Origin of the sequence: Amycolatopsis xylanica (assembly GCF_900107045.1) — a bacterium.
Taxonomy (GTDB): domain Bacteria; phylum Actinomycetota; class Actinomycetes; order Mycobacteriales; family Pseudonocardiaceae; genus Amycolatopsis; species Amycolatopsis xylanica.
In genome coordinates this window covers 393,055-415,409 of record NZ_FNON01000002.1, presented here as the reverse complement: position 1 = coordinate 415,409, position 22,355 = coordinate 393,055, and the positions used below count along the sequence as shown (strand labels likewise).

Genomic DNA, 22,355 nt, shown 5'->3' with positions numbered 1-22,355 from the left:
CGCTACGGCTTGGGAAGCGCGCAGGCGGGGTTCTTCAGGTCGAGCTCGCTGGCCTTGAGGCAGCCGTAGAAGCGGTAGGTCTGCTGCCCGTAGTTCGTGCCCTTGCGCACGGTCACGGTGCCGTCTTGGGCGACCTCACACGGGTTGTTGAGGGTGCAGCGCGCGCCGTCCTCGTTGCCGGTGTTGTTGATGCCCGCGACCTTGCCGCTCGCGGAGTCGATGATCGGCGAGCCGGAGGTGCCGCCGATGGTCTTGCACTCCGGGGTGTAGCGGATCGAGTCCTTCCAGGTCCAGGAGCCTTCCTTGATCTGGTAGACGAACCCGTCGATGTTGCACGAGTAGATCCGCTTCCAGTACCCGGAGACGATGTCGATGTGGTTGCCCGCGGTCGGGTGCGTCGAGGCCAGTTCCAGCGGCGAGATGCGGGTGCGCGCCTTGATCTGGGCGTAGGATTCGTTGAGCTGGTAGAGCGACACGTCGGTGTCGGTCATCGTCGCGTAGACGATCTTCTTCGCCCGCAGCGTGCCCGCGGACCCCGCGTTCGCGTTCAGCAGGGTGAACGAGCGGGTGGACGCCTTGTTCGTGATGACCTGGCCGGCCGAGGGGAAGCCGGATTCGAGGCAGTGACCGTTCGACAGCACCAGGCCGGGGTCGGTGTCGGCCGCGCCCGCCAGCTTGACCAGCGAGCCGGAGCAGTTCGACAGTGCGACCGTTCCGGCGAAGTTCGCGGCTTGGACGGCCGCGGTGGCCGGTGCGGCGGTGCCGACCAGCGCGGTCGTGGTCAGTGCTGCGAAGAGGATGCCGATCAGGCGTCGCGTCATCGTGGGTTCCTTCCGGTCGCGTGTGGTAGTCAGTCAAGCGGCGACCTGTGACGCCCACCACCGTCGAACGGAGGGTATGCGAGTCGCTACCGATACCCCCGGCGGGCACGTGTGCGACATCACGTGCTAGCTCTGGAAAGGAAACATTGCCGAGGTCAACGGCGATGCGCTTGGCATGAGCCGGTCGGCGTGTTGCCCTACCTGGGCGTTGACCGCCCGGTCAGGCGGTGCACACTGACTGGTCGAACAGCGGAATGAGCGGAGAGCGGGACAGCGTGGCTGGAGCACGGACGAAGAAGAGCGACACCGGGAACGGCGCCGGGCGTCGCCGGCTGGTGATCGTCGAGTCGCCCACCAAGGCCCGCAAGATCGCGCCGTACCTCGGCGGGAACTACGTCGTCGAGAGCTCGGTCGGCCACATCCGCGACCTGCCGCGCGGCGCTGCCGACGTGCCTGCCCAGTACAAGGGTGAGGCGTGGGCCAGGCTCGGCGTGGACGTCGACCACGACTTCAAGCCGCTCTACATCGTGACCCCGGACAAGAAGTCCAAGGTCAGCGAGCTGAAGGCGCTGCTGAAGGACGTCGACGAGCTTTACCTCGCCACGGACCCCGACCGCGAGGGCGAGGCCATCGCGTGGCACCTGCTGGAGACCTTGAAGCCCAAGGTCCCGGTGCGCCGGATGGTCTTCCACGAGGTCACCGAGCAGGCCATCCAGGCGGCCGCCGCCGACACCCGTGAGCTCGACGGCGACCTCGTCGACGCGCAGGAGACCCGCCGGATCCTCGACCGTCTCTACGGCTACGAGGTCTCGCCGGTCCTGTGGAAGAAGGTCATGCCGAAGCTCTCGGCTGGCCGCGTGCAGTCCGTCGCGACGCGCATCGTGGTCGAGCGTGAGCGTGAGCGCATGCGCTTCACCTCGGCGTCGTACTGGGACATCTCCGCGACGATGGACGCCGGCGAGGACGCGACTCCCCGTAACTTCCCGGCCAGGCTCATCGCCGTCGACGGCGCTCGCCTCGCGACGGGCCGTGACTTCGGCTCGGACGGTCAGCTCAAGTCCGCGTCGAGCGAGGTCCGCGTGCTGGCCGAGGCCGACGCGATCCGGCTCGCGCAGGGCCTGAACGGGCGTGACTTCAAGGTCGCGAGCGTCGAGGAGAAGCCGTACACGCGCAAGCCGTACGCGCCGTTCATGACCTCGACGCTGCAGCAGGAAGCGGGCCGCAAGATGCGGTTCTCCTCCGAGCGCACCATGCGGATCGCGCAGCGGCTGTACGAAAACGGTTACATCACTTATATGCGTACCGACTCCACGACGCTGTCGGAGTCCGCGCTGAGCGCCGCGCGCAGCCAGGCGACGCAGCTGTACGGCAAGGAGTACGTCGCGGCCAGCCCGCGTCAGTACACCCGCAAGGTCAAGAACGCGCAGGAAGCCCACGAGGCGATCCGGCCGTCTGGCGAGGTCTTCCGCACGCCGGGTCAGGTCGCGGGCGAACTCGACACCGACGAGTTCCGCTTGTACGAGATGATCTGGCAGCGCACGATCGCCTCGCAGATGGCCGACGCCAAGGGCACCACGATGTCGGTGCGCATCGTCGGGCTGGCGACCAGCGGCGAGGAGTGCACGTTCTCCGCGTCGGGCCGCACGATCACCTTCGCCGGGTTCCTCAAGGCGTACGTCGAGGCCGTCGACAGCGAGACCGGTGGCGAGGCCGACGACAAGCAGCGCCGCCTGCCGCAGCTGGTCAAGGACCAAGGCCTGACCGCATCGGAGCTCAACCCGGACGGGCACACCACGTCCCCGCCCGCGCGCTACAGCGAGCCGAGCCTGGTCAGCAAGCTGGAAGAGCTGGGCATCGGCCGCCCGTCGACGTACGCGTCGATCATCAAGACCATCCAGGACCGCGGCTACGTGTGGATGAAGGGCTCCGCGCTGGTCCCGTCCTGGGTCGCGTTCGCCGTGATCGGGCTGATGGAGCGCCACTTCGAGCGCCTCGTCGACTACGACTTCACCGCGGGCATGGAAGACGAGCTCGACCGCATCGCGGCGGGCGACGAGCAGCGCACGCTGTGGCTGTCGAAGTTCTACTTCGGTGGCGAGATGGGCGTCGACGGCTCGATCGGCCGTCTCGGCGGGCTCAAGAAGCTGGTCGAGGGCAGCGTCGAGGACATCGACGCCCGCGAGATCAACTCGATCCCGCTGTTCAGCGACGCGGACGGGCACACGATCGTCGTGCGCGTCGGCCGCTACGGGCCCTACCTGGAGCGCGAGGTCGACGGGAACTCGCAGCGCGCGAACCTGCCGGAGGGCACGCCGCCCGACGAGCTCTCGCTGGAGCTGGCGGAGAAGCTGTTCGCCACCCCGCAGGAGGGCCGCGTGCTGGGCACCGACCCGGTGAGCGGGCACGAGATCGTCGCCAAGGACGGCCGGTTCGGGCCGTACGTGACCGAGGTGCTGCCCGAGCCGGAGGAGCTGCCGGAGGGCGCGACAGCCGCGCAGAAGAAGGCGCACAAGGCGAAGCAGCCGAAGCCGCGCACCGGCTCGCTGTTCAAGTCGATGGCGATCGAGAGCGTCACGCTCGACGACGCGCTCAAGCTGCTTTCGCTGCCGCGCGTGGTGGGCAAGGACCCGGAGTCCGGCGACGAGATCACCGCGCAGAACGGGCGCTACGGGCCGTACCTGAAGAAGGGCACGGACTCGCGCTCGCTGGAGACCGAGGACCAGCTCTTCGACATCACGCTCGAGGCGGCGCTGGCGATCTACGCGCAGCCGAAGCAGCGTGGCCGGTCGGCGACGGCGAAGCCGCCGCTGAAGGAGCTGGGCGAGGACCCGGTGTCGGGCAAGCCGATGGTGGTCAAGGACGGGCGGTTCGGCCCGTACGTCACCGACGGGGAATTCAACGCGACCCTGCGGAAGGCCGACAGCATCGAGGAGCTGACCCCGGAGCGCGCCTCCGAGCTGCTCGCCGAGAAGCGCGCCAAGGGCCCGGCCCCGAAGCGCAAGGCGCCTGCCCGCAAGCCCGCCGCCGCGAAGACCACGGCCGCCAAGAAACCGGCCGCGGCGAAGAAGCCCGCGGCTTCCAAGACGGCCAAGTAGTCAACGTTCGAACCCACCCGAAACCCACTCGGGTGGGTTCGAACGTTCGTGCGAAAAATTGTCGGTGCCAGGGTGTTTAATGGATCCCGTGAGCAACTCGACACTGGCTGTCTTTGACGTCATCGACGAAGTGGTCGCCCCGATCCGGGCGGAGGTTCCGGAGCGGCCGTCGGTCATGGAGTTCTTCGATCCGCAGTTCCAGGTCCCCGCCTGTCTTGAGGAGTGCGTGCCGCCGCGCGACCGCGATCTCGTCGCCGAGGTCGAGGAGTACCTGCGGTTCGTGACCGGTATGTCCGTGCTCGGGCTCGCGCCTGGCGGGCAGGTCACGCCGGAGGCGATCGGGCTGTACCGGGCGCTGCGCGGCGGGTTCATCCGCGGCGTGGTCACCGGGGTGTTCGCCGAGCGGCGCGAGCCGTGGGAGGTGCGCTTCTTCGGTGACGAGGACTTCACGACCGTGCTCAGCAAGGCCGGCGACCAGGCGAGGCTGCGTGCCGGTTTCTTGAGCACGCTGCCCGGCTGGGTGTTCGATGGCCTGCCGGAGCGCGAGCCGGGGCCCGGCGAGATCGTCGTGATCCAGGCCGACGAGCACGGCCTGATCGAACCGGATCAGCATGAGGCGCTGGCCGCGATGCGCGAGGCGGTCGCGCGGCCGAGGCTCGGCACGGTGCTGGTCGACCTCACGGTCCGCGACGCCGTCTGCGCGGAGTACCCGCACGGCGCGTTCGGACTGGTCGACAACGATCTCGGCCGGTACCTGTTCAGCGCGTCGCTCGACGGCGACCGCCGCTGGACCATCTGGTGGTGCCCGGCCTCCCGCTCGCACGCCGAGCGCTGGATCGCGGAGTCGGTGAGGCGTCATGCGTGAGCTGATCGCCGGCACGGTCACCGGCCTGATGGAGCTGGCGGCTGGCCCGGTGCTGGCCGCCGTTCCGGAGCGGCACTCGATCTTCGACCAGTACCAGCCGGACCTGACGGACGACGAGATCCGGTTCGGCGTCTACTCCGAGGACCCGGCCGACCTCATCGCCGACGCCGAGCGCCACATCCAGCGCGCGATCTTCCTCGAGGAGATGGGCGCCGGTGAGCACGGCGAGCTGAACGAGAGCGGCTTCCAGTTCTTCTCGGTGCTGCTGCGTGGTTCGGTCCGCGCGGTGCTCACCGGCGTGTACGAGGACCTTCCCGGGGTGCTCGACCTGCGCGCGTACTCCGACGACGAGGGCGGCCTGCTCGTGCAGGTCCGCCATCCCGACCGGCGCTGGGACTTCAAGGGCGGCGCCGACGTGCGCCTGCCCGAGGAGATCGTCGCCCGCCTGCCGAAGGCCCCGCCGGGTCGCGCGGCGATGGTCCGCGTGCCGGTCAGCGAGGACGGCACCATCGACGTCGCCCACTCCGGCAAGGTCGACGAGGTGATGGACCTGCTCGAGCGCCCGCGCAGCGGCACCACGGTGATCGACCTGGTCGCCTTCGGTGGTCTCTGCGCCGAGTTCCCCGAGCACGGCTTCGTGCTGGTCGACACCGACATCGGCCGCTACGCGCTGGCCGAGTGGGGCGGCGGCGACCGCTCGCGCGAGCTGCTCCTGATCGGCATGACCGACGAGATGTGCGAGACCTTCTTCCGCATCAGCGTGGAAGGAGGTCGATCCCGCCTTCCCTGATGGCGGTCGCGAACGGCGGCGGGCGTGAGCCAGGATGGGCGCGGTGAGGGGACGCCGACGACCGTCAGACCATGAGCGCAGCGCCGCCGAGGCGTGGTTCCGGCGGCGGGGGCTGCCGTTCGTGGTCGAGCGGTCGCGGCGCAAGCGGGCCGTGCTCCGCCGGTCCGCGCCAGCCCAGGTCTACCTGCTCCTGCTCGAGCCGCTGGGCGCGTACCTGCTCCACCGGCTCAATGTCTCGGACGAGGGCAGCACCGGGTACGCCGTGGGTGTGCTGGCGTTGCTGCTCGCGGCGGCCACCGTTCCGGCGGTCGCGGGCTGGCTCATGGCGAGGTGGCTGGACACCAAGCCGGAGCGGACACAGCGGATCACCGCGGTCGTGCTCGTGGCGCTGTGGGTGTTCGGCGTGCCTCTGCTCGAGAAGGTCACCGGCCTCGAGAACGCGTACTGGGCTTTCGTGGGGCAGAACGCGGCTATCGCGATCGGGCTGAACCTGCTGGTCAGGATCGGGATCGGCTCGATACTGGTGTGGGCGGCGCGCAGCGCGCTCGACCAGGTCAAGACGATCGGGTCGCTGGCGTCGCGGGCGCTGCCGCTGATGCTGCTGGTGGTGCTGTTCAGCTTCTTCACCGCCGAGCTCTGGCAGGCAGTGGAGCGGCTGAGCCGGTTCCAGCTGTGGATGGCGCTGCTCTTCCTCGGCGCGGTGGGCGCCGCGTTCCTCGCCGGGATGCTCGTCGACGAGATGCGCGAGCTGCGGTCCGGACACCGTCCGCTACGAGATCGATCAGCGCTGCTCCGGGGTACTCCATTCGAAAATGCGAAGATCACCGAGCGTAGTCAAGAATTGAGAATTTCGGAGCGGCTGAACGTCCTGCTCGTCCTTTTTTTCACCGAAGCCGTCCAGATAGTGGCATTCGCGGTCCTTGTTTTCTTGTTTTTCATCATCTTCGGCGCATTGATCCTCCAGCCCGAGGTGATCACGTTGTACGCGGGCCGCGAGTCGGGTCCCGGCTCGCTGTTCGGCGTCCCGCTGCCGGTCAAGTCGGCATTGGTGCAGGTCTCGCTGTTCCTCGGCGGCTTCTCCGGGCTGTACTTCGCGGCTTCGACGGCGACGGACACCCGCTATCGTCAAGCATTTTTCGAACCGTTACTTGACGAAGTGGCCAAAAGTCTCGCCGCTCGTGACGCGTATCTGGTCCGTTGGGTGGATGTGGAATCGACGCCGCCCACTACCCTGGAAGGGCACGACATTCCGTAGTGAGGTGGTCACGATGACAGGTCGCACTCCAGATGGAGACGGCACTTTCGCACCCCTGGCGCAGGACACGTTCGCCGATCCGCTGTCCGGGCTGGCCGGGGCAGGCCCGCAGGCAGGCGACGAACACCCACGTCTTCGGGTAGCCACCCCGGTGCAGCCGGACGCCGATGCCGTCCGGGCGATGGTCAACGCCGCGCTGCTCGCCGAGCAGAAGAACGGCGATGGCAACGGCGCGGCGCCCTCGTCGGCGCTGCCGCAACCGTTCACGCCGGGTGAGGTCCCCGTCGAGCAGCCACTCGGCATGCTGCCGCAGCAGCGGACCTGGCCGGTGCGCACGCCCCAGATCCTCCGGCAGGCGAAGTGGCCGAAGGGCCGCGCGGCCGCCGCCGAGCCCGTGTCCGATGAGGACGAAGAGGTGCCCAGGAAGCGGCCGCCGTCACGCAGGCTGCCGACGCTCAAACTCAGCAAGCCGTCGTCGAACTCGGCAGGCGTGATCGTGGCCGTGGTGCTCATGATCGTCTTCGCGATTGTGGCGATTCAGCTGCTTGTGAGCCTTTTCGGGAGCATCGCCGGCATCTTCTCGTAACGGTCACCCGAAGGGCCCATCCCGCGCACGCACTGTCCACCGGGATACCCTGGCCACACGGTCGGGGTACTCCTCGGGGTCCGCCGACGCTGCCGTTACTAGTGGGGTGGGCGTATCAGCGAGGGTGTGCGGACAGTGCCTGACGTCGGCTCCGGCGGGCCGGCGGGTTCTGACGCATCCACCATCCACCGGGTCAGGCGGGTGCTGGCGATCAAGCCGTTCCGGCGGCTCTGGGGCGTCACGTATCTGTGCAGCACCGCCGACTGGATGATGCTGTTCGGCCTCGCCGGGCTCGCCAACAGCATCGCGAGCAGCTACACCGCGAAGAACTTCGCGTTCAGCAGCGTGGTGCTGGCGAACCTGCTGCCCGGCCTGCTGTTCGCGCCGATCGGCGGCCTGCTGGCCGACCGCTTCGACCGCCGCAAGATCATGGTCGTCGCCGACGTGCTGCGCGCGGCCCTGCTGTTCTCGGTCATCGTCTTCGACTCGCCGATCTGGATCTACCTGAGCGGTTTCGCCGTCAGCTCGGCGGCGATCATGTGGATCCCGGCGAAGGACGCGGCGGTGCCCAACCTGCTGCGCCGGCCGATCCAGGTGGAGACCGCGGGCCAGCTGGGCCTCGTGATGACCTACGGCATCTCGGTGGTCACCGGACTGGGCCTGTTCTCGATCATCACCGGCGCGAAGACCACGCTGCACCTGCCGTCCACGTTGTTCGGCGACCACGGGCCCCTCAAGATCGTGCTCGGCGTCGCCTGCGTCCTCTACCTCACCAGCGCGCTCACGATCCTGACCAGGATCCCCGAGCTTTCGCTTCGCGGCGTCCACGATTCGCCCCGTGCCAAGGAGAAGTCCGAAAAGGACGACTCGCCGGGTATCCGCGCGATGTTCTCCGACGCCGTCAAGTTCATCAAGAGCACCCCGCTGGTCCGTGGCCTGCTGATCGGCATGACCGGCGCGTTCGCCGCGGGCGGCGCGGTCGTCGGCTCTGGCCAGACGTACGCGAACAGCCTCGGCGCCGGCCAGTCGGCGTTCGGGTTGCTGGTCGGCTGCGTCTTCCTCGGGCTGGTGGTCGGCATGGGCAGCGCGCCGAAGCTGGCCAGGAGGCTGCCGCATGACCGGCTGTTCGGCGTCGCGATCGTCTTCGCCGGGATCGCGCTGCTGCTGGTCGGCCTCTCGCCGCATCTGTCCGTGTCGCTGGTCGCGGTGTCGCTGGTCGGCGCCTGCGCGGGCATCGCGTTCCTGACCGGCATCACGATCATCGGCTCGCAGATCGAGGACTCCATCCGCGGCCGGATCAACGCGATCTACCAGTCACTGCTCAAGGTGGTGCTCGGCGGCTCGCTGGCACTGGTGCCGTTGCTGGTCGGCCTGGTCGCGCCCACCAAGGTGCGTGGCTGGGGCGGCGAGATCATCATCGACGGCACCCGCCCGGTGATGATCGGCGGCGCGCTGCTGGCCTCGCTGTTCGGCATCATCGCCTACCGGCAGATGGACTCGCGCCGCACCGAGCCGATCCTGACCGACCTGCGCAACGCACTGCGCAGGCGCCCGCGCCGGGTGAACGGCCTGCTCATCGCGGTCGAGGGCACCACGGTCATCAACACGGCCAACCAGGCGTCGCGGCTCGCCGAATGGCTGCGCGCCGGCACCCGCCCGGTCGTGCTGGCCGCCGACCCGGCCTTGGACGATCAGCGCTTGGTCTCCCTCGTTTCCGGCGCTTCGCTGACCGGCGCCCGCGCTCAGGCGCTGGCCGCGGCCGCGGTGCGCGCGGACATCGTCGAACGCGACGTCCAGCCCGCGCTCGACGCGGGCTCGGTCGTCGTGATGGAGCGGTTCGTCGACTCGCCGCTCGCACACCTGTCCGCCGTCGCCGGGCTCGACACCGACGAGCTCGAAGCGCTCGCCGACTGGGCGACCGGGCGGCTGCGTCCCGACATCACCGTCCTGCTCGACGCCGACCCCGGCACGGTCGCGCAGGTCAAGCCGAGCAACCTCGAGGACCAGTGGCGGGTCCAGCACCTGCTGACCGAGATGGCCGAGGCCGACCCCGACCGCTACGTCGTGGTCGACGCCGACGGCACCGAAGAAGAGGTCGGTGAGCGAGTGCGGACCGCGGTCCGCGCGATGCTGATCGGCCGGTTGTCCGGGCTCGCGCCCGCCGAGGCCGTGTTGGAGACCAAGTGACGATCGGCGTCTGGAACCAGCTCGTCGGGCAGGAACCAGCGGTCGAGACGCTGTCCGCGGCCGCAGCCGCGGCGGCCAAGATCGTGGCGGGCGAGCAGGCCGCCTCCGGTGCGATGACGCACGCCTGGCTGCTCACCGGGCCGCCGGGATCAGGGCGTTCGACGGCCGCGCGGACGTTCGCGGCCGCGTTGCAGTGCAGCACCGGCCTCGGCTGCGGCTCCTGCACCGGCTGCCGCACGACCATGGCGGGCACGCACGCCGACGTCCGGCTGGTGGTCCCGGAAGGCCTGTCGATCTCGGTCGCCGAGATGCGCGCGCTGGTGCAGGCCGCCGCGCGCCGCCCGACCACCGGGCAGTGGCAGGTCGTGATCATCGAGGACGCCGACCGGCTCACCGAAGGCGCGTCGAACGCGCTGCTCAAGGCCGTCGAAGAGCCGCCGGACCGCACGGTCTTCCTGCTCTGCGCGCCCTCGGATCACCCAGAAGACGTCTCGGTCACCATCCGCTCGCGCTGCCGCCTGATCAACCTGCGCACGCCGCCGCCCTCGGCCATCGCGCAGGTGCTGATCGAGCGCGACCAGGTCCCCGACGACCTCGCCCAGTGGGCGGCTTCGGTCTGCGGCGGGCACATCGGCCGCGCGCGGCGCCTCGCCACCGACGAGGGCGCCCGCGACCGCCGCGCGACCGTGCTGCGCATCCCGCTCGGCCTCAACCGGCCCGGCGACGTCTTCACCAGCGCCGACCAGCTGATCAGCACCGCCGAAGCCGACGCGACCGGCGCCAGCAAGGACCGCGACGAGCACGAGAAGTCCGAGCTGCGCACCGCGATGGGCGGCGACGGCGTCGGCAAGGGTGTCGCCGGTGCGAAACGCGCCGCCGAGGCGGCAGTCAAGGCGTTGGAGAAGAAGCAGAAGTCACGCGCGACGCGTACCCAGCGCGACACGCTCGACCTCGCGCTGATCGACCTCGCAGGCTTCTACCGGGACGTGCTCATCACGTCGAGCCGGTCGGGCGCCGTGCTGACGCACCCCGACCATGCCAGGGAGATCACCACGGCCGCGTCCCAGTGGACGGCCGAGTCCACCTTGCGGCGGCTCGAAGCCGTCCTGGAATGCCGTGAAGCCATCGGGCTGAACGTCAAACCCAGGATCGCGGTAGAGGCCATGATCACTACACTGCGCCAGGGTTAAGGGCTCGTGCGCGTTGCGGGCGGTTCTAACCGCCCGCAACGCGCACGAGCTTTTTAATCCCTAGGCCGCGGCGACGGCTTGAACGGCACCGGCGCGGGCGTCCTGCGGCGCGGAATGGCCGCGACCATCACCACGCCGAGCAGCAGCAGCGCCGTCCCGGTCCAGAACATCGGCACCGCGTTGTACGCGCCGCTGGTGTACGCGAGGTTCTTCGGCGGGCTCTTCGGCTGTTCGCCGCCACCGGGCGGCGCCTGCTCGGTGCCGCATTCGACGCCGCCTTCCGGCGCGTACGCGCGGGCGATCTGCTCACCGAGCGAGATCTGCGCGAGCGAGGACGGCAGGTCCTTCCCGTTGTCGCCCAGCAGTTCCTTGAGCTTCGTCGTCGGCAGCACCTGCAGGTCGAACATCCGCGCCGAGGCCGCGAGCTGGAAGCCCTTGAACGGCTCGGTCATGTCCAGGCTCTTCTGCGTCAGGTTCGCGATGCTCAGCTTGATGACGCCCAGGTCGAGCACCTTGCCCGTGGTGTCGCCGACCTGCTGCACACCCTTGGTCAGCGTCGAGACGAGCCCGCCGACCACCGGGATGCTGTCCACCTGCCCGAACTGCTGCGACAGCCCGTCCAGCGGCAGCCCGATCGGGATGTCCTTGGTCGGGTGCGCCGCGTCGAGCGTGTAGAGCACCTTCCCGCCACGCTCGATGGTCATCACCGGCGCGGTGTAGTCCACCTTGGACGTCTTCTTGTCGCCGGTGTTGAGCACCCGCAGCGTCGGCTGGCTGGCGATCTTGACCGACAGCTCCAGCGGGGTCCCCTTGAGGATCTGGATGTCCGCGCCCTGCAAGGTCGAGATCGACTCGACCGCCTTCTTCTCCGAGCCCGGAATGTCCACCAGCCGCACGATCGACCGTGAGGACAAGGTGTTCGGCAGGTTCAGCAGCGACCCGTTCGCCGCGGTCTGCCCACCGCCCTGCAGCAGGCCACCGAGGCTCTGCAACCCCTTCGCCGGATCGAACCCGCTCGCCAGGTTCGGCACCCCGAGCCCGCCCATCGGCAGCTGCGGCAGCGTCGGGATCACGTTCAGCAGCGAAAGGCTGGCCACCGACGTACTCGCGTCGGCGATCGTCCCGACACAGGGCCCGAGCGTGTCACTCCACCTCGCGTGCACCTGACCATTCAGCAGCCCGACATTGAGCAGCGGATTCTGCGGACCGTTCAACCCGCCACTGAGCGGCTGCTCGTTGTCCGGCAGCGCCGTCTGCACGAGGCTCCCCGGAGCTTGCGGAGCCTTACCGGCGATCGACAATCCGAACGGCGAAGCCTGCGCGATCGACTTCTCGTAAGCGAGGTAAGCCTCGGAGTTCGCCTGCGCGCTTGACAGACCCATGCCCGCCTCGAGTGCTGACTGCTTCGGCAGCTTGTCCCCATACCCCGGCAAGATCGTGCCCGTCGGCACCGCGTTCGGCAGCAACCGCACCATCCCCAGCGCCGACCCCGCGTCACCCACCGCATGCCCCAGCGGACGCGGATAAGGCTGCGACGTGATCGGCGCCTGCCCCGGATCCGCCGGCTCCGGAATCGGAGTCGTCGGGATCTGCTGCGCCATCGCGGGCGCGGACCACAACACCAGCAGCGCGGCCGTCACCGGCAGAGCGAACTTGCGAGGCAGGCTTGACCGCATACGTTCCAGTCCTCCAACGCGACGTGTGCCGGTCAACGGCACTGAGACCGGCGTCATAGCACCCTAACGAGGTGGGGCCCGGAAGGTGACGCGAAACCTACCCGCTACACTTGTCCACGAACGAGGTCACCACCTCGATCACGCCGCCTTAGCTCAGTCGGCCAGAGCGATTCACTCGTAATGAATAGGTCAGGGGTTCGATTCCCCTAGGCGGCTCCACTCAGTCGGTGGCCCGTGCCCGCGGAGGGCGCGGGCCATTGTTCGTTCCGCGTGTTTATGTGGGGGCCGAGCCCCCACGCCCCCGCCGGGGGACTGCGTCCCCCGGACCCCCCTCAGTTGTGTGGTTGCCCTCCGGTTCATGGGGGCTCGGGGGTTGGTGGCGTGGGAACCTCTCGATTCTTGGGTTCGCCGAGCGGCTTCGCCGCCGGCTGGTGGGTGTGTGGTCGGCGGTCTTGCCGGTTGGGGCGTGTTCGTTTGGGTCGTGAGTGTTTTGGCCGGTTAGAACCGGTTGGAACACTCACGAGGGTTGGGCTGGGGGACTTGGGTCGTGCGCGTTGCGGGCGGTTCTAAGCGCCCGCAACGCGCACGACTCACTCCATGTGGTCGGGGTGCGGGTGGGGTGGGTTTGGGTTTCGGGGGGTGGGGTGGCGGGGTGGTGGGTAGGTTGCTGGGGTGAGTTTTGGCAACTTTGCGCGGCGGGTGCGGGCTGGGGGGCTGCCCTATCGGCATCGGGTGGGGGCGCTGCGGAGTTGTGTGCAGCTGTATCGGCCCATTGGGTTTCATGCCACGTTGAGCTTCCTGGAGGAGCGGGCCGGGGCTTTTCAGGGGCGGCCTGACGAGGATGCCTTGATGCGGGCGCTCGAGGTGATCGAGGCGAGCCGGGGTGCTTGGCACGCTGAGCTACGCGCTTACGGGGAGATGCGGCTGCGCGCGAAGCGGGCTGGGCGTCGGCGGCCCGCGGCGGGTGAGGAGAACCCGCACTACCTGACGCGGTGGCATGGGGATGAGCGGCGGGCTGCTTTGCACGCCGTGATGTTCGAGAGCCGGCGCAAGCTCGCGCCGCTGGTGGTGCCGGGGGATCCGGTCGCCGAGCAGCTGAAGTCCTGTGTGGACGCTTGCCTGGAGTCCGCGGGCGCGCTTGGGGTGGAAGAGCGCGAGGCGTTGGCAGAGTGCATGCGTGAGCTTGAGAAGCGGCTCACTCCGGCGCAATGGGCTGAGCATCGCGGTGAGTACTTCCGGGCCTCTGGGCTGCTCAGGCTTGCTCGCCAGGTTGAGGTGGCGTCCGCCGTCACCGAGTGACTACCGCGACGAGATCACTTGCCGCCACTCTCCGTCGGCGTCCGGCCACGGTGTGCCCTTGACCGGGCGGGCGGCAGCACAGCACCCGTCTCGCCTCGCCGTCGCTGACGGACCGCTCTTCACCCATGCCACATTGTTACCGGGCCGGGACGAGCTTGGTCACTTTTCGAAGAAAACGGTAACGCCGACTCGGGGTGCTTCGATCATGCCAGCGGACTCTCGTGAAGGGGTTTGTTCACTCTTAACGAGGCTGGTGCGCCCAGTCGGTCCTCCAGTAAAGTGGTGCCAGTCGAAGGCGGCTGTCAATACATTTCTCTCTGATGTATTTCTGTGTCGCTGCCTGTCGTCTGGGGTGGGTCGGTCACGGCAGGAAGAAGAGGAAACATGGGGATCGGACCTGAGCGCTGGGTGCTCGCTTTCGACGCGTCGTGTGAGACGTGCCGGAAAATCTCCACCGTCGTCGAGCGGGCCTGCGACGGCCGGATCGAGGTCATGTCGCTGAGCCACGATGAAGTGAGCCAGTGGCGTGAGCAGGCATTGGGCTACGCCGCGCCGTGGGCGCCGACGTTGCTCAGGGTGCGTGGCGAGCAGGTGCGCGCGTGGACGGGCAAGGCGATGGGGGCCGCGCTGGTGCGCAGGCTCGGGCCTGCCTCCTCGGTGCGGGTCGTGCGCGCGCTCGGGCAGCTGCGCGACGCCGGGGAATTGACGGGCAAGGCCGGTAAACTGAGCCGCGCGGGCTTTCTTCAGCTCGCCGGTGGAATTGTCGTCGCGGGCAGTCTGCTGACCGCGGGAATCGCCAGTGCCGCTCCCGAGGCGCCCGCCAAGGGACGCAATTGGATTGAAAAGAACCGCGCCAAGCTGCCGACGGGTTACGACGAATTCTCGCGTTATCCGGTCGCTTATCGCCGCGCTATTTTCGAGGCGCTGGCGCCGGAGGCGAAGAGCAAGCTCTGGATGGAGCACTTCAACCGGTTCCGTGGCGAAAACGGCAGGCTTTCGGCGGGGCAGACCGCGGTGATCACGCAGGCGGTCGCGCTCGCCACGGTGGTCTCGAACTTCGAGGGCGAGCCCAAGGCGGGCACGAAGAAGCAGCTGACCTCGCTGTACGAGGACGCGGTCAAGAAGTTCGGGCCGTCCGACGCCTTCAAGCTGCTGGCGTCGCTCGGTGGCCAGGCCGCCGTGACGAAGTCGTTCCAGGCGCAGGCGGTCGAATCGCCGCTCGACCTGGAATGCGACTGCTCCGACCGGATCCGCGGCTGCCAGGGTCCGTGCCTCGGGCCGATCGCGAAAATGACGTCGGGCTATGGCCCGCTGTGGCTTTTCCCTGCCGACGCCAAGCACTGAGCCGTAGTACGAAAAAACAGGGCCCCTCACCCGAGGGGCCCTGTTTTTTCGTGGAATCACTCGTCCGAGTTAGTGGGGTGCCTTCAGTGAAACGACCGTGGCGGTCGCTTCGCCACGCGGTGTGCGATACCTGATTTCGTCGCCCGCTTTCCGGCCGACGAGCGCGAGCCCCAGCGGGCTGTCCGAGGTCAGCAGATCCGGTGCGTCGCCGGGGAAGGTGACCACGCGGAACGTCTCCTCTTCGCCGTCGCTGAAGCGCAGCGTCACCACCGTGCCGTCCGCCAGCAGGTGCGACGACGGGCCGTGTTCGAGCAACGCTTCGAGCTCCGCGATCCGGCGGTCGAGCCTGGCGGCGACCTCATGTGCTTCGAGCGCGTCCGCCTGGTCGGCGGAGTCGCCTGCTTTGTCGGCCTCGCCGAGCCGGGGCGTGTTCTGCGCACGCTGGGCACGGAGGTCGGTCAGCTCTTTGAGCACCTGTTCGCGGGTTTCAGGGCTCAGGCCGCCCGTCGCGGATGTAACCATGCGTGGCATTGTCCGCTGTCGAGGCCGCTCGCGCAGCCCGTATTCGGGTGTCTCGATCAGGTTGGGACCGGTGTCCTAGAGTTCAGGACTCCGAGTCCGAGAGGAGCGCTCCGTGAGCGTCGCGCCCGGCCGCAGTACCGAGCTGTCGCCCAACCAGCTGCACAAGCAGCAGCAGATCGTCGAGGCGGCGAGGCTGGTGCTCGCCCGCGACGGGCTCGCGGGCTGCACCGTGCGCGCCATCGCCGACGCCGGGCCGCTCACCAAGAGCGCGATCCACTACTACTTCGCCGACATCGACGTGCTGATCGACCGGGCGATGGCCGCGCACATCACCGCCTTCGTCGCGTCCCTGCGCGCGGTCGCCGCGCGCGTCGACGATCCGAACGAGCGGCTGTTCGCCGTGCTCAAGGCCTACCTCGCGACGTTCGCCGAGCAGCCGAACGCGGGTTTCCTCTGGTTCGAGTACTGGATCGCCGCCGACCGCGCGCGGCATCCGGAGGCCATCGACGCGATGCTGGTGTCGGTCACCGAGCTGTTCGCGGAGCTGCTCGCTCCGCTCGACGTCGACGACCCGCGTGACCGCGCCCGCGCGCTGCTGTCCTACTTGCTGGGCGCGATCGTGCAGCAGCGCGTCCGGCCGCGGCCGTTCCGCGCGCTGCGTGCCGACATCGCCGCGCTGTGCCTGGCGAACTACGGGTAGCAGAGGCGAAAAAGATCCGTATTGCTACGTATTGTTCCTTCTCCCGCGCTGCGGCCAAGGTGGAATCACCCTGTCCGGTTAAGATCAGGAGGCGCAGAATGCGCAAACGACGTGGCATGGCGGCGTTTCTCTCCACGCTGGCCCTGCTGTCGATGACCGTCGCGGCCACCTCGGCGACGGCAGCGCAACCGCAACGCGACATCTACGAAGTGCTCGGCACCGCGACGCCCCAGCTGCGCACCGCGGTCGCCCGCACCGGCGTCGACATGGTCGAATCCACCGAAGAGTCGTCGATCGTCATCGCCACCGCCGAGAAGGCGAAGGAGCTGCGCGCGCTCGGGTTCACCGTCGAACGCCGCGGCAGCGTTCCCTCGAACGACGTCGCCACGTCGGCCATCACCGACTTCCCGCCGGGTGACCAGGCGTATCACACCTACGCCGAGACGACGGCCGAGCTGCAGCAGACGCAGTCGAGCTTCCCCGCGCTGGCGAAGCTGACCAGCGTCGGCAACTCGTATCAGGGCCGCGCGCTGAACATGATCAAGATCAGCGACAACGTGGCCACCGACGAGAACGAGCCCGAGGTGCTGTTCACCTGCAACCAGCACGCGCGTGAGCACCTCACCACGGAGATGTGCCTGCGCATCGTCAAGCGGTTCACCTCGCTCTACGCCACGGACGCCAACATCAAGAAGATGGTCGACACGCACGAGATCTACGTGATCCCGAACGTGAACCCGGACGGCTCGGAGTACGACATCTCCGGCGGTACCTATCACATGTGGCGTAAGAACCGCCAGGGCTCTGGCACCGACACGAACCGCAACTGGGGCTACAAGTGGGGCTGCTGCGGCGGGTCCTCCGGTTCCCCGAGCAGCGAGACCTACCGCGGCCCGTCGGCGTTCTCCGCGCCGGAGTCGAAGGCGGTCGCCGACTTCGTCAACGGCCGGGTGGTCGGCGGCGTCCAGCAGATCAAGACGCACATCGACTTCCACACCTACTCGGAGCTGGTGCTCTGGCCGTTCGGCTGGACCTACAACAACACCGCGCCCGGCATGACCCAGGCCGAGTACGACAAGTTCGCCGCGCTCGGCAAGCAGATGGCGGCGACGAACGGGTACACCCCCGAGCAGTCGAGTGACCTCTACATCACCGACGGCGCCGTCAACGACTGGATGTGGGGCACGCACAAGATCCTCAGCTACACCTTCGAGATGTACCCGAAGGGCTCGAACCCGGGCTTCTACCCGCCGGGCTCGGTCATCCCCGCGCAGACCGCGCGCAACGACAAGGCCGTCGATCTGATCATCAACGCGGCCGTCTAGTCAGTGCTCGGCATGCGCCCCGCCTAGGGTGGGGCGCATGCCGATGTTCTCTTTCGAGGGGCTGAGCCCCCAGGTTCACCCCGACGCTTGGATCGCCCCGACCGCGACCCTGATCGGCGACGTCGTCGTCGAGAAGGACGCCTCCATCTGGTACGGCGCGGTGATCAGGGCCGACTTCGGGAAGATCGTCATCCGCGAGGGCGCCAACATCCAGGACAACTCGGTCATCCACGTCAACGACGGCGTCTGCGAGGTCGGCCGCAACGTGACGGTCGGGCACCAGTGCCTCGTGCACGACTGCACGATCGGCGAGCAGGCACTGATCGGCAACGGCTCGACCGTGCTGGACAAGGCCGAGATCGGCGCCCGCGCGCTGGTCGCGGCCGGCGCCACCGTCACACCCGGCATGATCGTCCCGCCGGAGATGATCGCGATGGGCAGCCCGGCCAAGAAGCACGTCCCGCTCACGGACTCCTCGCGCCTCTGGGTCGACCACAACGCCGAGATCTACCGGCAGCTGGCCCGCCGCCACGCCGAGGGCATCGTCCCCCTCGACTGACCCCCGATTTTTGCCCGAAAGTGGCTTTCGTCAGGTCTGATCTGACGAAAGCCACTTTCGGGTTTTTTTAGGGTTTGACTCTCCAGTGACTGGAGTTTTTACCGTCTTCGGGTATGGCTCCGAAGATCAAGAAACTCAGTCACCAGGTCACCCTCGAACTGCCAGCGGGCAACGCGCCGGTGGTCGACCTCGGCAAGATGCTCGGGCAGACCGGGGTCAACCTGGTCGAGGTCAAGAAGCAGTACGACGCGGCGACGTCGGCGCAGCGCGGCGACGTCGTGCCGGTCGTCGTTTCGGTGTTCGAGGACCGGACGTTCGAGCTGCGCCTCAAGACGCCGCCGACGGCGTTCCTCATCCGGAAAGCTTTGGGCGGCAAGGGTTCCGCGCAGCCCGGTCGGGTGAGTGCCGGCAGCATCACCCGCGCGCAGCTGCGGGAGATCGCCGAGCGCAAACTGCCGGACCTCAACACGAACGACCTCGAAGCCGCCATGCGGACGGTCGCGGGCACCGCTCGCTCCATGGGGGTTTCCGTGGATGCGTAAACATGCTGTCGTGCCGCCGTTCCGGGCGCTGGAGCCTGAGCTCGGCGTCACGGAAAGGCTGCTGAGACAAGGGAATCCGGCGTTGACGGCCGTCGCGGGATTGCTGCCCGACGAGCAGGCGGCCGCGCGGCGACTCAACGGCATTCTCGCCGAAGCCGGTGCGCGGCCGCGGCTCGTCGGCACCGGCAGCGCGTGGCGGATCGTTTACGTGGGAACGAAACGCGAGGGCGAACTCGTCGAAGCGGCTGCGGGAATGGCGGAACTCGTCGCCGTCGGTGGCTGGCGGCGCGTCAAGCATTGTGAAGCGTGCGATCAGGTTTTCTGTGACCGAACGAGTGGCTGCACGCGCCGCTGGTGCGTTGACCACCGCCGCTAAGATGGCAGGCGCAGCAGCGACTGGCGCGAAACTAAGGTGGAGCACCACCGGGAAGCGACGACAAGGCCGGCACCGCGCGCCTGGGTGTCGACTCACTAGGCAGGAGCATGCCTATGACGCACCAGCCCGCTCTCACCGCGCTCGCCGCCGCCGACCCGGCCATCGCCGGGCTCGTCGAACAGGAAGCCCAGCGCCAGCACGACAAGATCCGCCTCATCGCTTCGGAGAACTACGTCTCGCAGGCGGTACTCGAAGCGACCGGCACGGTGCTGACGAACAAGTACTCCGAGGGCTACGCGGGCAAGCGCTACTACGAGGGCCAGCAGCTCATCGACCAGGTCGAGAAGCTCGCCATCGAGCGCGCGAAGGCCGTCTTCGGCGCCGAGCACGCCAACGTCCAGCCGTACTCCGGCTCTCCGGCGAACCTCGCCGTCTATCTCGCTTTCGCTCAGCCGGGTGACACCGTGCTCGGCATGGCGCTGCCCGACGGCGGTCACCTCACGCACGGCTGGAGCGTGTCCGCGACCGGCAAGTGGTTCACCCCGGTGCGCTACGGCGTGCGCAAGGAGACCGGCCGGGTCGACCTCGACCAGGTGCGTGACCTCGCGCTGCAGCACCGGCCGAAGCTGATCTTCGCCGGTGGCACCGCGATCCCGCGCACGATCGACTTCCCGGCGTTCGCCGAGATCGCGCGCGAGGTCGGCGCGGTGCTCGTCGCCGACATCGCGCACATCGCGGGCCTGGTCGCCGGTGGCGCGCACCCGTCGCCGGTCGGGCACGCGCAGGTGATCACCACGACCACGCACAAGACGCTGCGCGGACCGCGCGGCGCGATGATCCTGTCCGACGCCGACCACGCGAAGGCCGTCGACAAGGCCGTATTCCCCGGTCTGCAGGGCGGCCCGCACAACCACACGACCGCCGCCATCGCGGTCGCGCTCGGCGAGGCGCAGAAGCCGGAGTTCTCGACGTACGCGCACACGATCGTCGCCAACGCCCAGGCGCTGGCCGAAGCGCTGGTCGAGCGTGGCTACGACCTGGTGTCCGGCGGCACGGACAACCACCTGCTGCTGATCGACCTGACCAACAAGAACGTGGCGGGCAAGCCTGCCGCGCAGGCGCTGGACCGCGCCGGGATCGAGCTGAACTACAACACGGTCCCGTTCGACCCGCGCAAGCCGTTCGACCCGTCCGGTATCCGGCTCGGCACCTCCGCGATCACCACCCGCGGCCTGAAGCCGGAGCACCAGGTCCAGGTCGCCGACTGGATCGACCGCACGGTCACCGCGGCCGCCGCCGAGGAGACCGCCGCGCTCGACACCATCGCCGCCGAGATCCGGGAGTTCCTGGCCCCCTTCCCGATCCCGGGCTTCGCCGCCTAAAGCCCGAAAGGGACGTTCGCCAGGTCTCATAGCTCGAAAGCCACTTTCGTCAGATCGCATCTGACGAAAGTGGCTTTCGGGCTTTCCAGGGCGAGACGAGGGTCACAGGGAAGTTGGTTGCGTCATGCAAACTTTTGGGGGAATACTTGCGCGCAGCAAGTAGTTGACTGATGCAAGCAACTACGAACCCAGACTTCAGAGGAGTTCCCATGAGTGACACCGCCACCGCGGAAGGGGGCAAGCTGACCCATCGTCAGATCCTGACCGTGCTCTCCGGCCTCATGCTCGGCATGTTCCTGGCCGCGCTGGACCAGACGATCGTGTCCTCGGCGATGAAGACCATCGCCGACGAGCTGCACGGCCTGAGCCTGCAGGCCTGGGCGACCACCGCCTACCTCATCACCGCGACGCTCTCCACCCCGCTCTACGGCAAGCTGTCCGATCTCTACGGACGCAAGCCGATGTACCTGACCGCGATCAGCCTGTTCCTCGTCGGCTCGCTGGCCAGCGGAATGGCCGGATCCATGTACGAACTGGCCGCCTTCCGCGCGTTCCAGGGACTCGGCGCCGGTGGCCTGATGTCACTCGCGCTGGCGATCATCACGGACATCACCGCGCCGCGTGAGCGCAGCCGCTACCAGGGCTACTTCATGGCCGTGTTCGGCATCTCGAGCGTCGCGGGCCCGGTCGTCGGCGGCTTCTTCGCTGGTATCGACTCCTTCGCGGGCGTCACCGGCTGGCGCTGGGTGTTCCTGGTCAACGTGCCGATCGCGCTGGCCGCGCTGGTCGTCGTGAGCAAGGTGCTGAACATCCCGCACACCCGCGTCGAGCAGAAGGTCGACTACTGGGGCGCCGTCGCGCTGACCGCGGGCCTGGTGCCGCTGCTGATCGTCGCCGAACAGGGCCGCGAATGGGGCTGGGGCTCGGCCGGTTCGATCGCGCTGTACATCGTCGGCGGGCTCGGCGTGCTGGCCTTCATCTGGCAGGAACGCCGGATGGGCGACGCCGCGCTGCTGCCGCTGCGCCTGTTCACCCGCCCGGTGTTCCGGATGGCCACCATGGTCACCGTGATCCAAGGCGTCGGGATGTTCGGCGCGATGATGTCGCTGCCGCTCTACCTGCAGATCGTCAAGGGCGCGACGCCGACCCAGGCGGGCCTGCAGATGCTGCCGCTGACCGTCGGGATCATGAGCGCCAGCATGCTCAGCGGCCAGGTCATCTCGCGGACCGGCCGGTACAAGGCCTTCGCGGTCGCCGGGCTGGGGCTGATGGCGGCGGCGCTGTTCGCGCTCTCGACGATCGGCGTCGACACCCCGATGGCCGTGGTCATGGCGATCGCCTTCGTGATCGGGCTCGGCCTCGGCTCGTCGATGCAGACGCTGCAGCTGGCCGCGACCAACGACGTCCCGGCCCGTGACATCGGCGTGGCCACCTCGTCGGCGACCTTCTTCCGGCAGATCGGCGGCACGGCGGGCACCGCGGTGTTCATGTCGATCCTGTTCGGCACGGTCGGCGACCGGATCGCCGCCGCGGTCCGCTCGGCGGCCGCGAGCCCGGCCTACGCCGCGGCGCTGGCCGCGAACCCCGGCGGGATGAAGTTCGACATCAACGACACCTCGGCGCTCGCGAAGCTCGACCCGGCGCTGGCCAGGCCGATCCTCGAAGGGTTCGCCAGCTCGATGAGCACGGTGTTCACCGTCGGCGGCATCGTACTCGCGGCCGGCTTCGCGCTGGTCTGGTTCCTCAAGGAGAACCCGCTCTCCGAGAAGAGCGCGCTGGAGCAGCGCACCGAAGAGACCCGAGAGCTCGCCTTCGCCCACTGACAAACGCAGGTCAGGCCT

The 22,355-nt window shown here is 68.4% G+C and carries 19 protein-coding genes, 1 tRNA gene and 1 riboswitch; of the genes, 17 read left to right on the top strand and 3 right to left on the bottom strand.

All coding sequences use genetic code 11. The annotated features are described in order from the left end of the window. Positions 1 to 2: 2 nt before the first annotated feature. Entirely contained in the window at positions 3 to 821 is an 819-nt protein-coding gene (locus tag BLV57_RS09590) for a S1 family peptidase (protein WP_091288288.1), read from the bottom strand. 254 nt (positions 822 to 1,075) lie between these two features. Here BLV57_RS09590 and topA point away from each other — a divergent pair, with 254 nt between their 5' ends. From topA to BLV57_RS09555, 7 genes are all read left to right on the top strand, one after another. Continuing rightward, complete coding sequence (gene topA, locus BLV57_RS09585; protein WP_176968556.1) at positions 1,076 to 3,916, top strand: type I DNA topoisomerase; 2,841 nt, start codon at positions 1,076 to 1,078, stop codon at positions 3,914 to 3,916. 79 nt (positions 3,917 to 3,995) lie between these two features. Next, the gene (locus BLV57_RS09580; RefSeq protein ID WP_091288286.1) at positions 3,996 to 4,781 is read left to right on the top strand and encodes an ESX secretion-associated protein EspG; all 786 of its coding nucleotides are present in this window, start codon (positions 3,996 to 3,998) and stop codon (positions 4,779 to 4,781) included. After that, a complete protein-coding gene (locus BLV57_RS09575; protein WP_091288285.1) occupies positions 4,774 to 5,571 on the top strand; it encodes an ESX secretion-associated protein EspG in 798 nt (265 codons plus the stop codon). The genes BLV57_RS09580 and BLV57_RS09575 overlap by 8 nt, the downstream gene beginning before the upstream one ends. Before the next feature lie 43 nt (positions 5,572 to 5,614). After that, complete coding sequence (locus BLV57_RS09570; RefSeq protein WP_245757239.1) at positions 5,615 to 6,826, top strand: hypothetical protein; 1,212 nt, start codon at positions 5,615 to 5,617, stop codon at positions 6,824 to 6,826. 13 nt (positions 6,827 to 6,839) lie between these two features. After that, positions 6,840 to 7,412, top strand: coding sequence for a hypothetical protein (locus BLV57_RS09565; protein WP_091289054.1), 573 nt, complete (start codon positions 6,840 to 6,842; stop codon positions 7,410 to 7,412). 126 nt (positions 7,413 to 7,538) lie between these two features. Further along, positions 7,539 to 9,599, top strand: a complete 2,061-nt coding sequence (locus BLV57_RS09560) for a bifunctional MFS transporter/dTMP kinase (protein ID WP_091288283.1) — start codon at positions 7,539 to 7,541, stop codon at positions 9,597 to 9,599. Further along, a complete protein-coding gene (locus tag BLV57_RS09555; RefSeq protein WP_091288282.1) occupies positions 9,596 to 10,789 on the top strand; it encodes a DNA polymerase III subunit delta' in 1,194 nt (397 codons plus the stop codon). The genes BLV57_RS09560 and BLV57_RS09555 overlap by 4 nt, the downstream gene beginning before the upstream one ends. A 53-nt stretch (positions 10,790 to 10,842) precedes the next feature. Here the strand turns inward: BLV57_RS09555 and BLV57_RS09550 are convergent, their stop codons facing one another. Continuing rightward, complete coding sequence (locus BLV57_RS09550) at positions 10,843 to 12,465, bottom strand: hypothetical protein (RefSeq protein ID WP_176968555.1); 1,623 nt, start codon at positions 12,463 to 12,465, stop codon at positions 10,843 to 10,845. A gap of 142 nt (positions 12,466 to 12,607) precedes the next feature. On the opposite strand from BLV57_RS09550, the gene BLV57_RS09545 reads away from it, so the two are divergent. From BLV57_RS09545 to BLV57_RS09535, 3 genes are all read left to right on the top strand, one after another. Then, a tRNA-Thr gene (locus tag BLV57_RS09545) sits at positions 12,608 to 12,684 on the top strand. Positions 12,685 to 13,254: 570 nt separating this feature from the next. After that, positions 13,255 to 13,764 carry a hypothetical protein gene (locus BLV57_RS09540; protein WP_143047022.1) on the top strand — a complete coding sequence of 170 codons (510 nt, stop codon included), beginning with the start codon at positions 13,255 to 13,257 and terminating at the stop codon, positions 13,762 to 13,764. Between the two features lie 384 nt (positions 13,765 to 14,148). Beyond that, the gene (locus tag BLV57_RS09535; RefSeq protein WP_091288280.1) at positions 14,149 to 15,108 is read left to right on the top strand and encodes a bacteriocin fulvocin C-related protein; all 960 of its coding nucleotides are present in this window, start codon (positions 14,149 to 14,151) and stop codon (positions 15,106 to 15,108) included. A 69-nt stretch (positions 15,109 to 15,177) separates the two neighbouring features. Here the strand turns inward: BLV57_RS09535 and BLV57_RS09530 are convergent, their stop codons facing one another. Then, positions 15,178 to 15,630 carry a GreA/GreB family elongation factor gene (locus BLV57_RS09530; RefSeq protein ID WP_091288279.1) on the bottom strand — a complete coding sequence of 151 codons (453 nt, stop codon included), beginning with the start codon at positions 15,628 to 15,630 and terminating at the stop codon, positions 15,178 to 15,180. Positions 15,631 to 15,742: 112 nt separating this feature from the next. Here BLV57_RS09530 and BLV57_RS09525 point away from each other — a divergent pair, with 112 nt between their 5' ends. The 7 genes from BLV57_RS09525 (at position 15,743) to BLV57_RS09495 (ending at position 22,337) form a co-directional block, all read left to right on the top strand. Beyond that, complete coding sequence (locus tag BLV57_RS09525) at positions 15,743 to 16,330, top strand: TetR/AcrR family transcriptional regulator (protein ID WP_091288278.1); 588 nt, start codon at positions 15,743 to 15,745, stop codon at positions 16,328 to 16,330. Between the two features lie 116 nt (positions 16,331 to 16,446). Further along, entirely contained in the window at positions 16,447 to 17,655 is a 1,209-nt protein-coding gene (locus BLV57_RS09520) for a M14 family metallopeptidase (RefSeq protein WP_091288277.1), read from the top strand. A gap of 37 nt (positions 17,656 to 17,692) precedes the next feature. Next, a complete protein-coding gene (locus tag BLV57_RS09515; protein ID WP_091288276.1) occupies positions 17,693 to 18,214 on the top strand; it encodes a gamma carbonic anhydrase family protein in 522 nt (173 codons plus the stop codon). Between the two features lie 113 nt (positions 18,215 to 18,327). Next, positions 18,328 to 18,756, top strand: coding sequence for an uL11 family ribosomal protein (locus tag BLV57_RS09510; protein ID WP_091288275.1), 429 nt, complete (start codon positions 18,328 to 18,330; stop codon positions 18,754 to 18,756). Continuing rightward, the gene (locus tag BLV57_RS09505; protein WP_143047021.1) at positions 18,749 to 19,132 is read left to right on the top strand and encodes a CGNR zinc finger domain-containing protein; all 384 of its coding nucleotides are present in this window, start codon (positions 18,749 to 18,751) and stop codon (positions 19,130 to 19,132) included. The genes BLV57_RS09510 and BLV57_RS09505 overlap by 8 nt, the downstream gene beginning before the upstream one ends. A gap of 6 nt (positions 19,133 to 19,138) precedes the next feature. Continuing rightward, positions 19,139 to 19,225: riboswitch (ZMP/ZTP riboswitch) on the top strand. Between the two features lie 20 nt (positions 19,226 to 19,245). Then, positions 19,246 to 20,514: a serine hydroxymethyltransferase gene (locus BLV57_RS09500; protein WP_091288273.1), complete on the top strand. Its 1,269-nt coding sequence runs from the start codon at positions 19,246 to 19,248 to the stop codon at positions 20,512 to 20,514. A 209-nt stretch (positions 20,515 to 20,723) separates the two neighbouring features. Next, complete coding sequence (locus tag BLV57_RS09495) at positions 20,724 to 22,337, top strand: MDR family MFS transporter (protein ID WP_091288272.1); 1,614 nt, start codon at positions 20,724 to 20,726, stop codon at positions 22,335 to 22,337. Positions 22,338 to 22,355 lie beyond the last annotated feature (18 nt).

Bases quoted from the DNA above. Each gene is read 5' to 3' on its own strand.
- BLV57_RS09590 (WP_091288288.1), bottom strand. From the start codon at position 821: ATGACGCGACGCCTGATCGGCATCCTCTTCGCAGCACTGACCACGACC.
- BLV57_RS09520 (WP_091288277.1), top strand. From the start codon at position 16,447: ATGGCGGCGTTTCTCTCCACGCTGGCCCTGCTGTCGATGACCGTCGCG.
- BLV57_RS09500 (WP_091288273.1), top strand. From the start codon at position 19,246: ATGACGCACCAGCCCGCTCTCACCGCGCTCGCCGCCGCCGACCCGGCC.
- BLV57_RS09580 (WP_091288286.1), top strand. From the start codon at position 3,996: ATGGATCCCGTGAGCAACTCGACACTGGCTGTCTTTGACGTCATCGAC.
- BLV57_RS09515 (WP_091288276.1), top strand. From the start codon at position 17,693: ATGCCGATGTTCTCTTTCGAGGGGCTGAGCCCCCAGGTTCACCCCGAC.
- BLV57_RS09510 (WP_091288275.1), top strand. From the start codon at position 18,328: ATGGCTCCGAAGATCAAGAAACTCAGTCACCAGGTCACCCTCGAACTG.
- BLV57_RS09575 (WP_091288285.1), top strand. From the start codon at position 4,774: ATGCGTGAGCTGATCGCCGGCACGGTCACCGGCCTGATGGAGCTGGCG.
- BLV57_RS09530 (WP_091288279.1), bottom strand. From the start codon at position 15,630: ATGGTTACATCCGCGACGGGCGGCCTGAGCCCTGAAACCCGCGAACAG.
- topA (WP_176968556.1), top strand. From the start codon at position 1,076: ATGAGCGGAGAGCGGGACAGCGTGGCTGGAGCACGGACGAAGAAGAGC.
- BLV57_RS09495 (WP_091288272.1), top strand. From the start codon at position 20,724: ATGAGTGACACCGCCACCGCGGAAGGGGGCAAGCTGACCCATCGTCAG.
- BLV57_RS09565 (WP_091289054.1), top strand. From the start codon at position 6,840: ATGACAGGTCGCACTCCAGATGGAGACGGCACTTTCGCACCCCTGGCG.
- BLV57_RS09550 (WP_176968555.1), bottom strand. From the start codon at position 12,465: ATGCGGTCAAGCCTGCCTCGCAAGTTCGCTCTGCCGGTGACGGCCGCG.
- BLV57_RS09505 (WP_143047021.1), top strand. From the start codon at position 18,749: ATGCGTAAACATGCTGTCGTGCCGCCGTTCCGGGCGCTGGAGCCTGAG.
- BLV57_RS09535 (WP_091288280.1), top strand. From the start codon at position 14,149: ATGGGGATCGGACCTGAGCGCTGGGTGCTCGCTTTCGACGCGTCGTGT.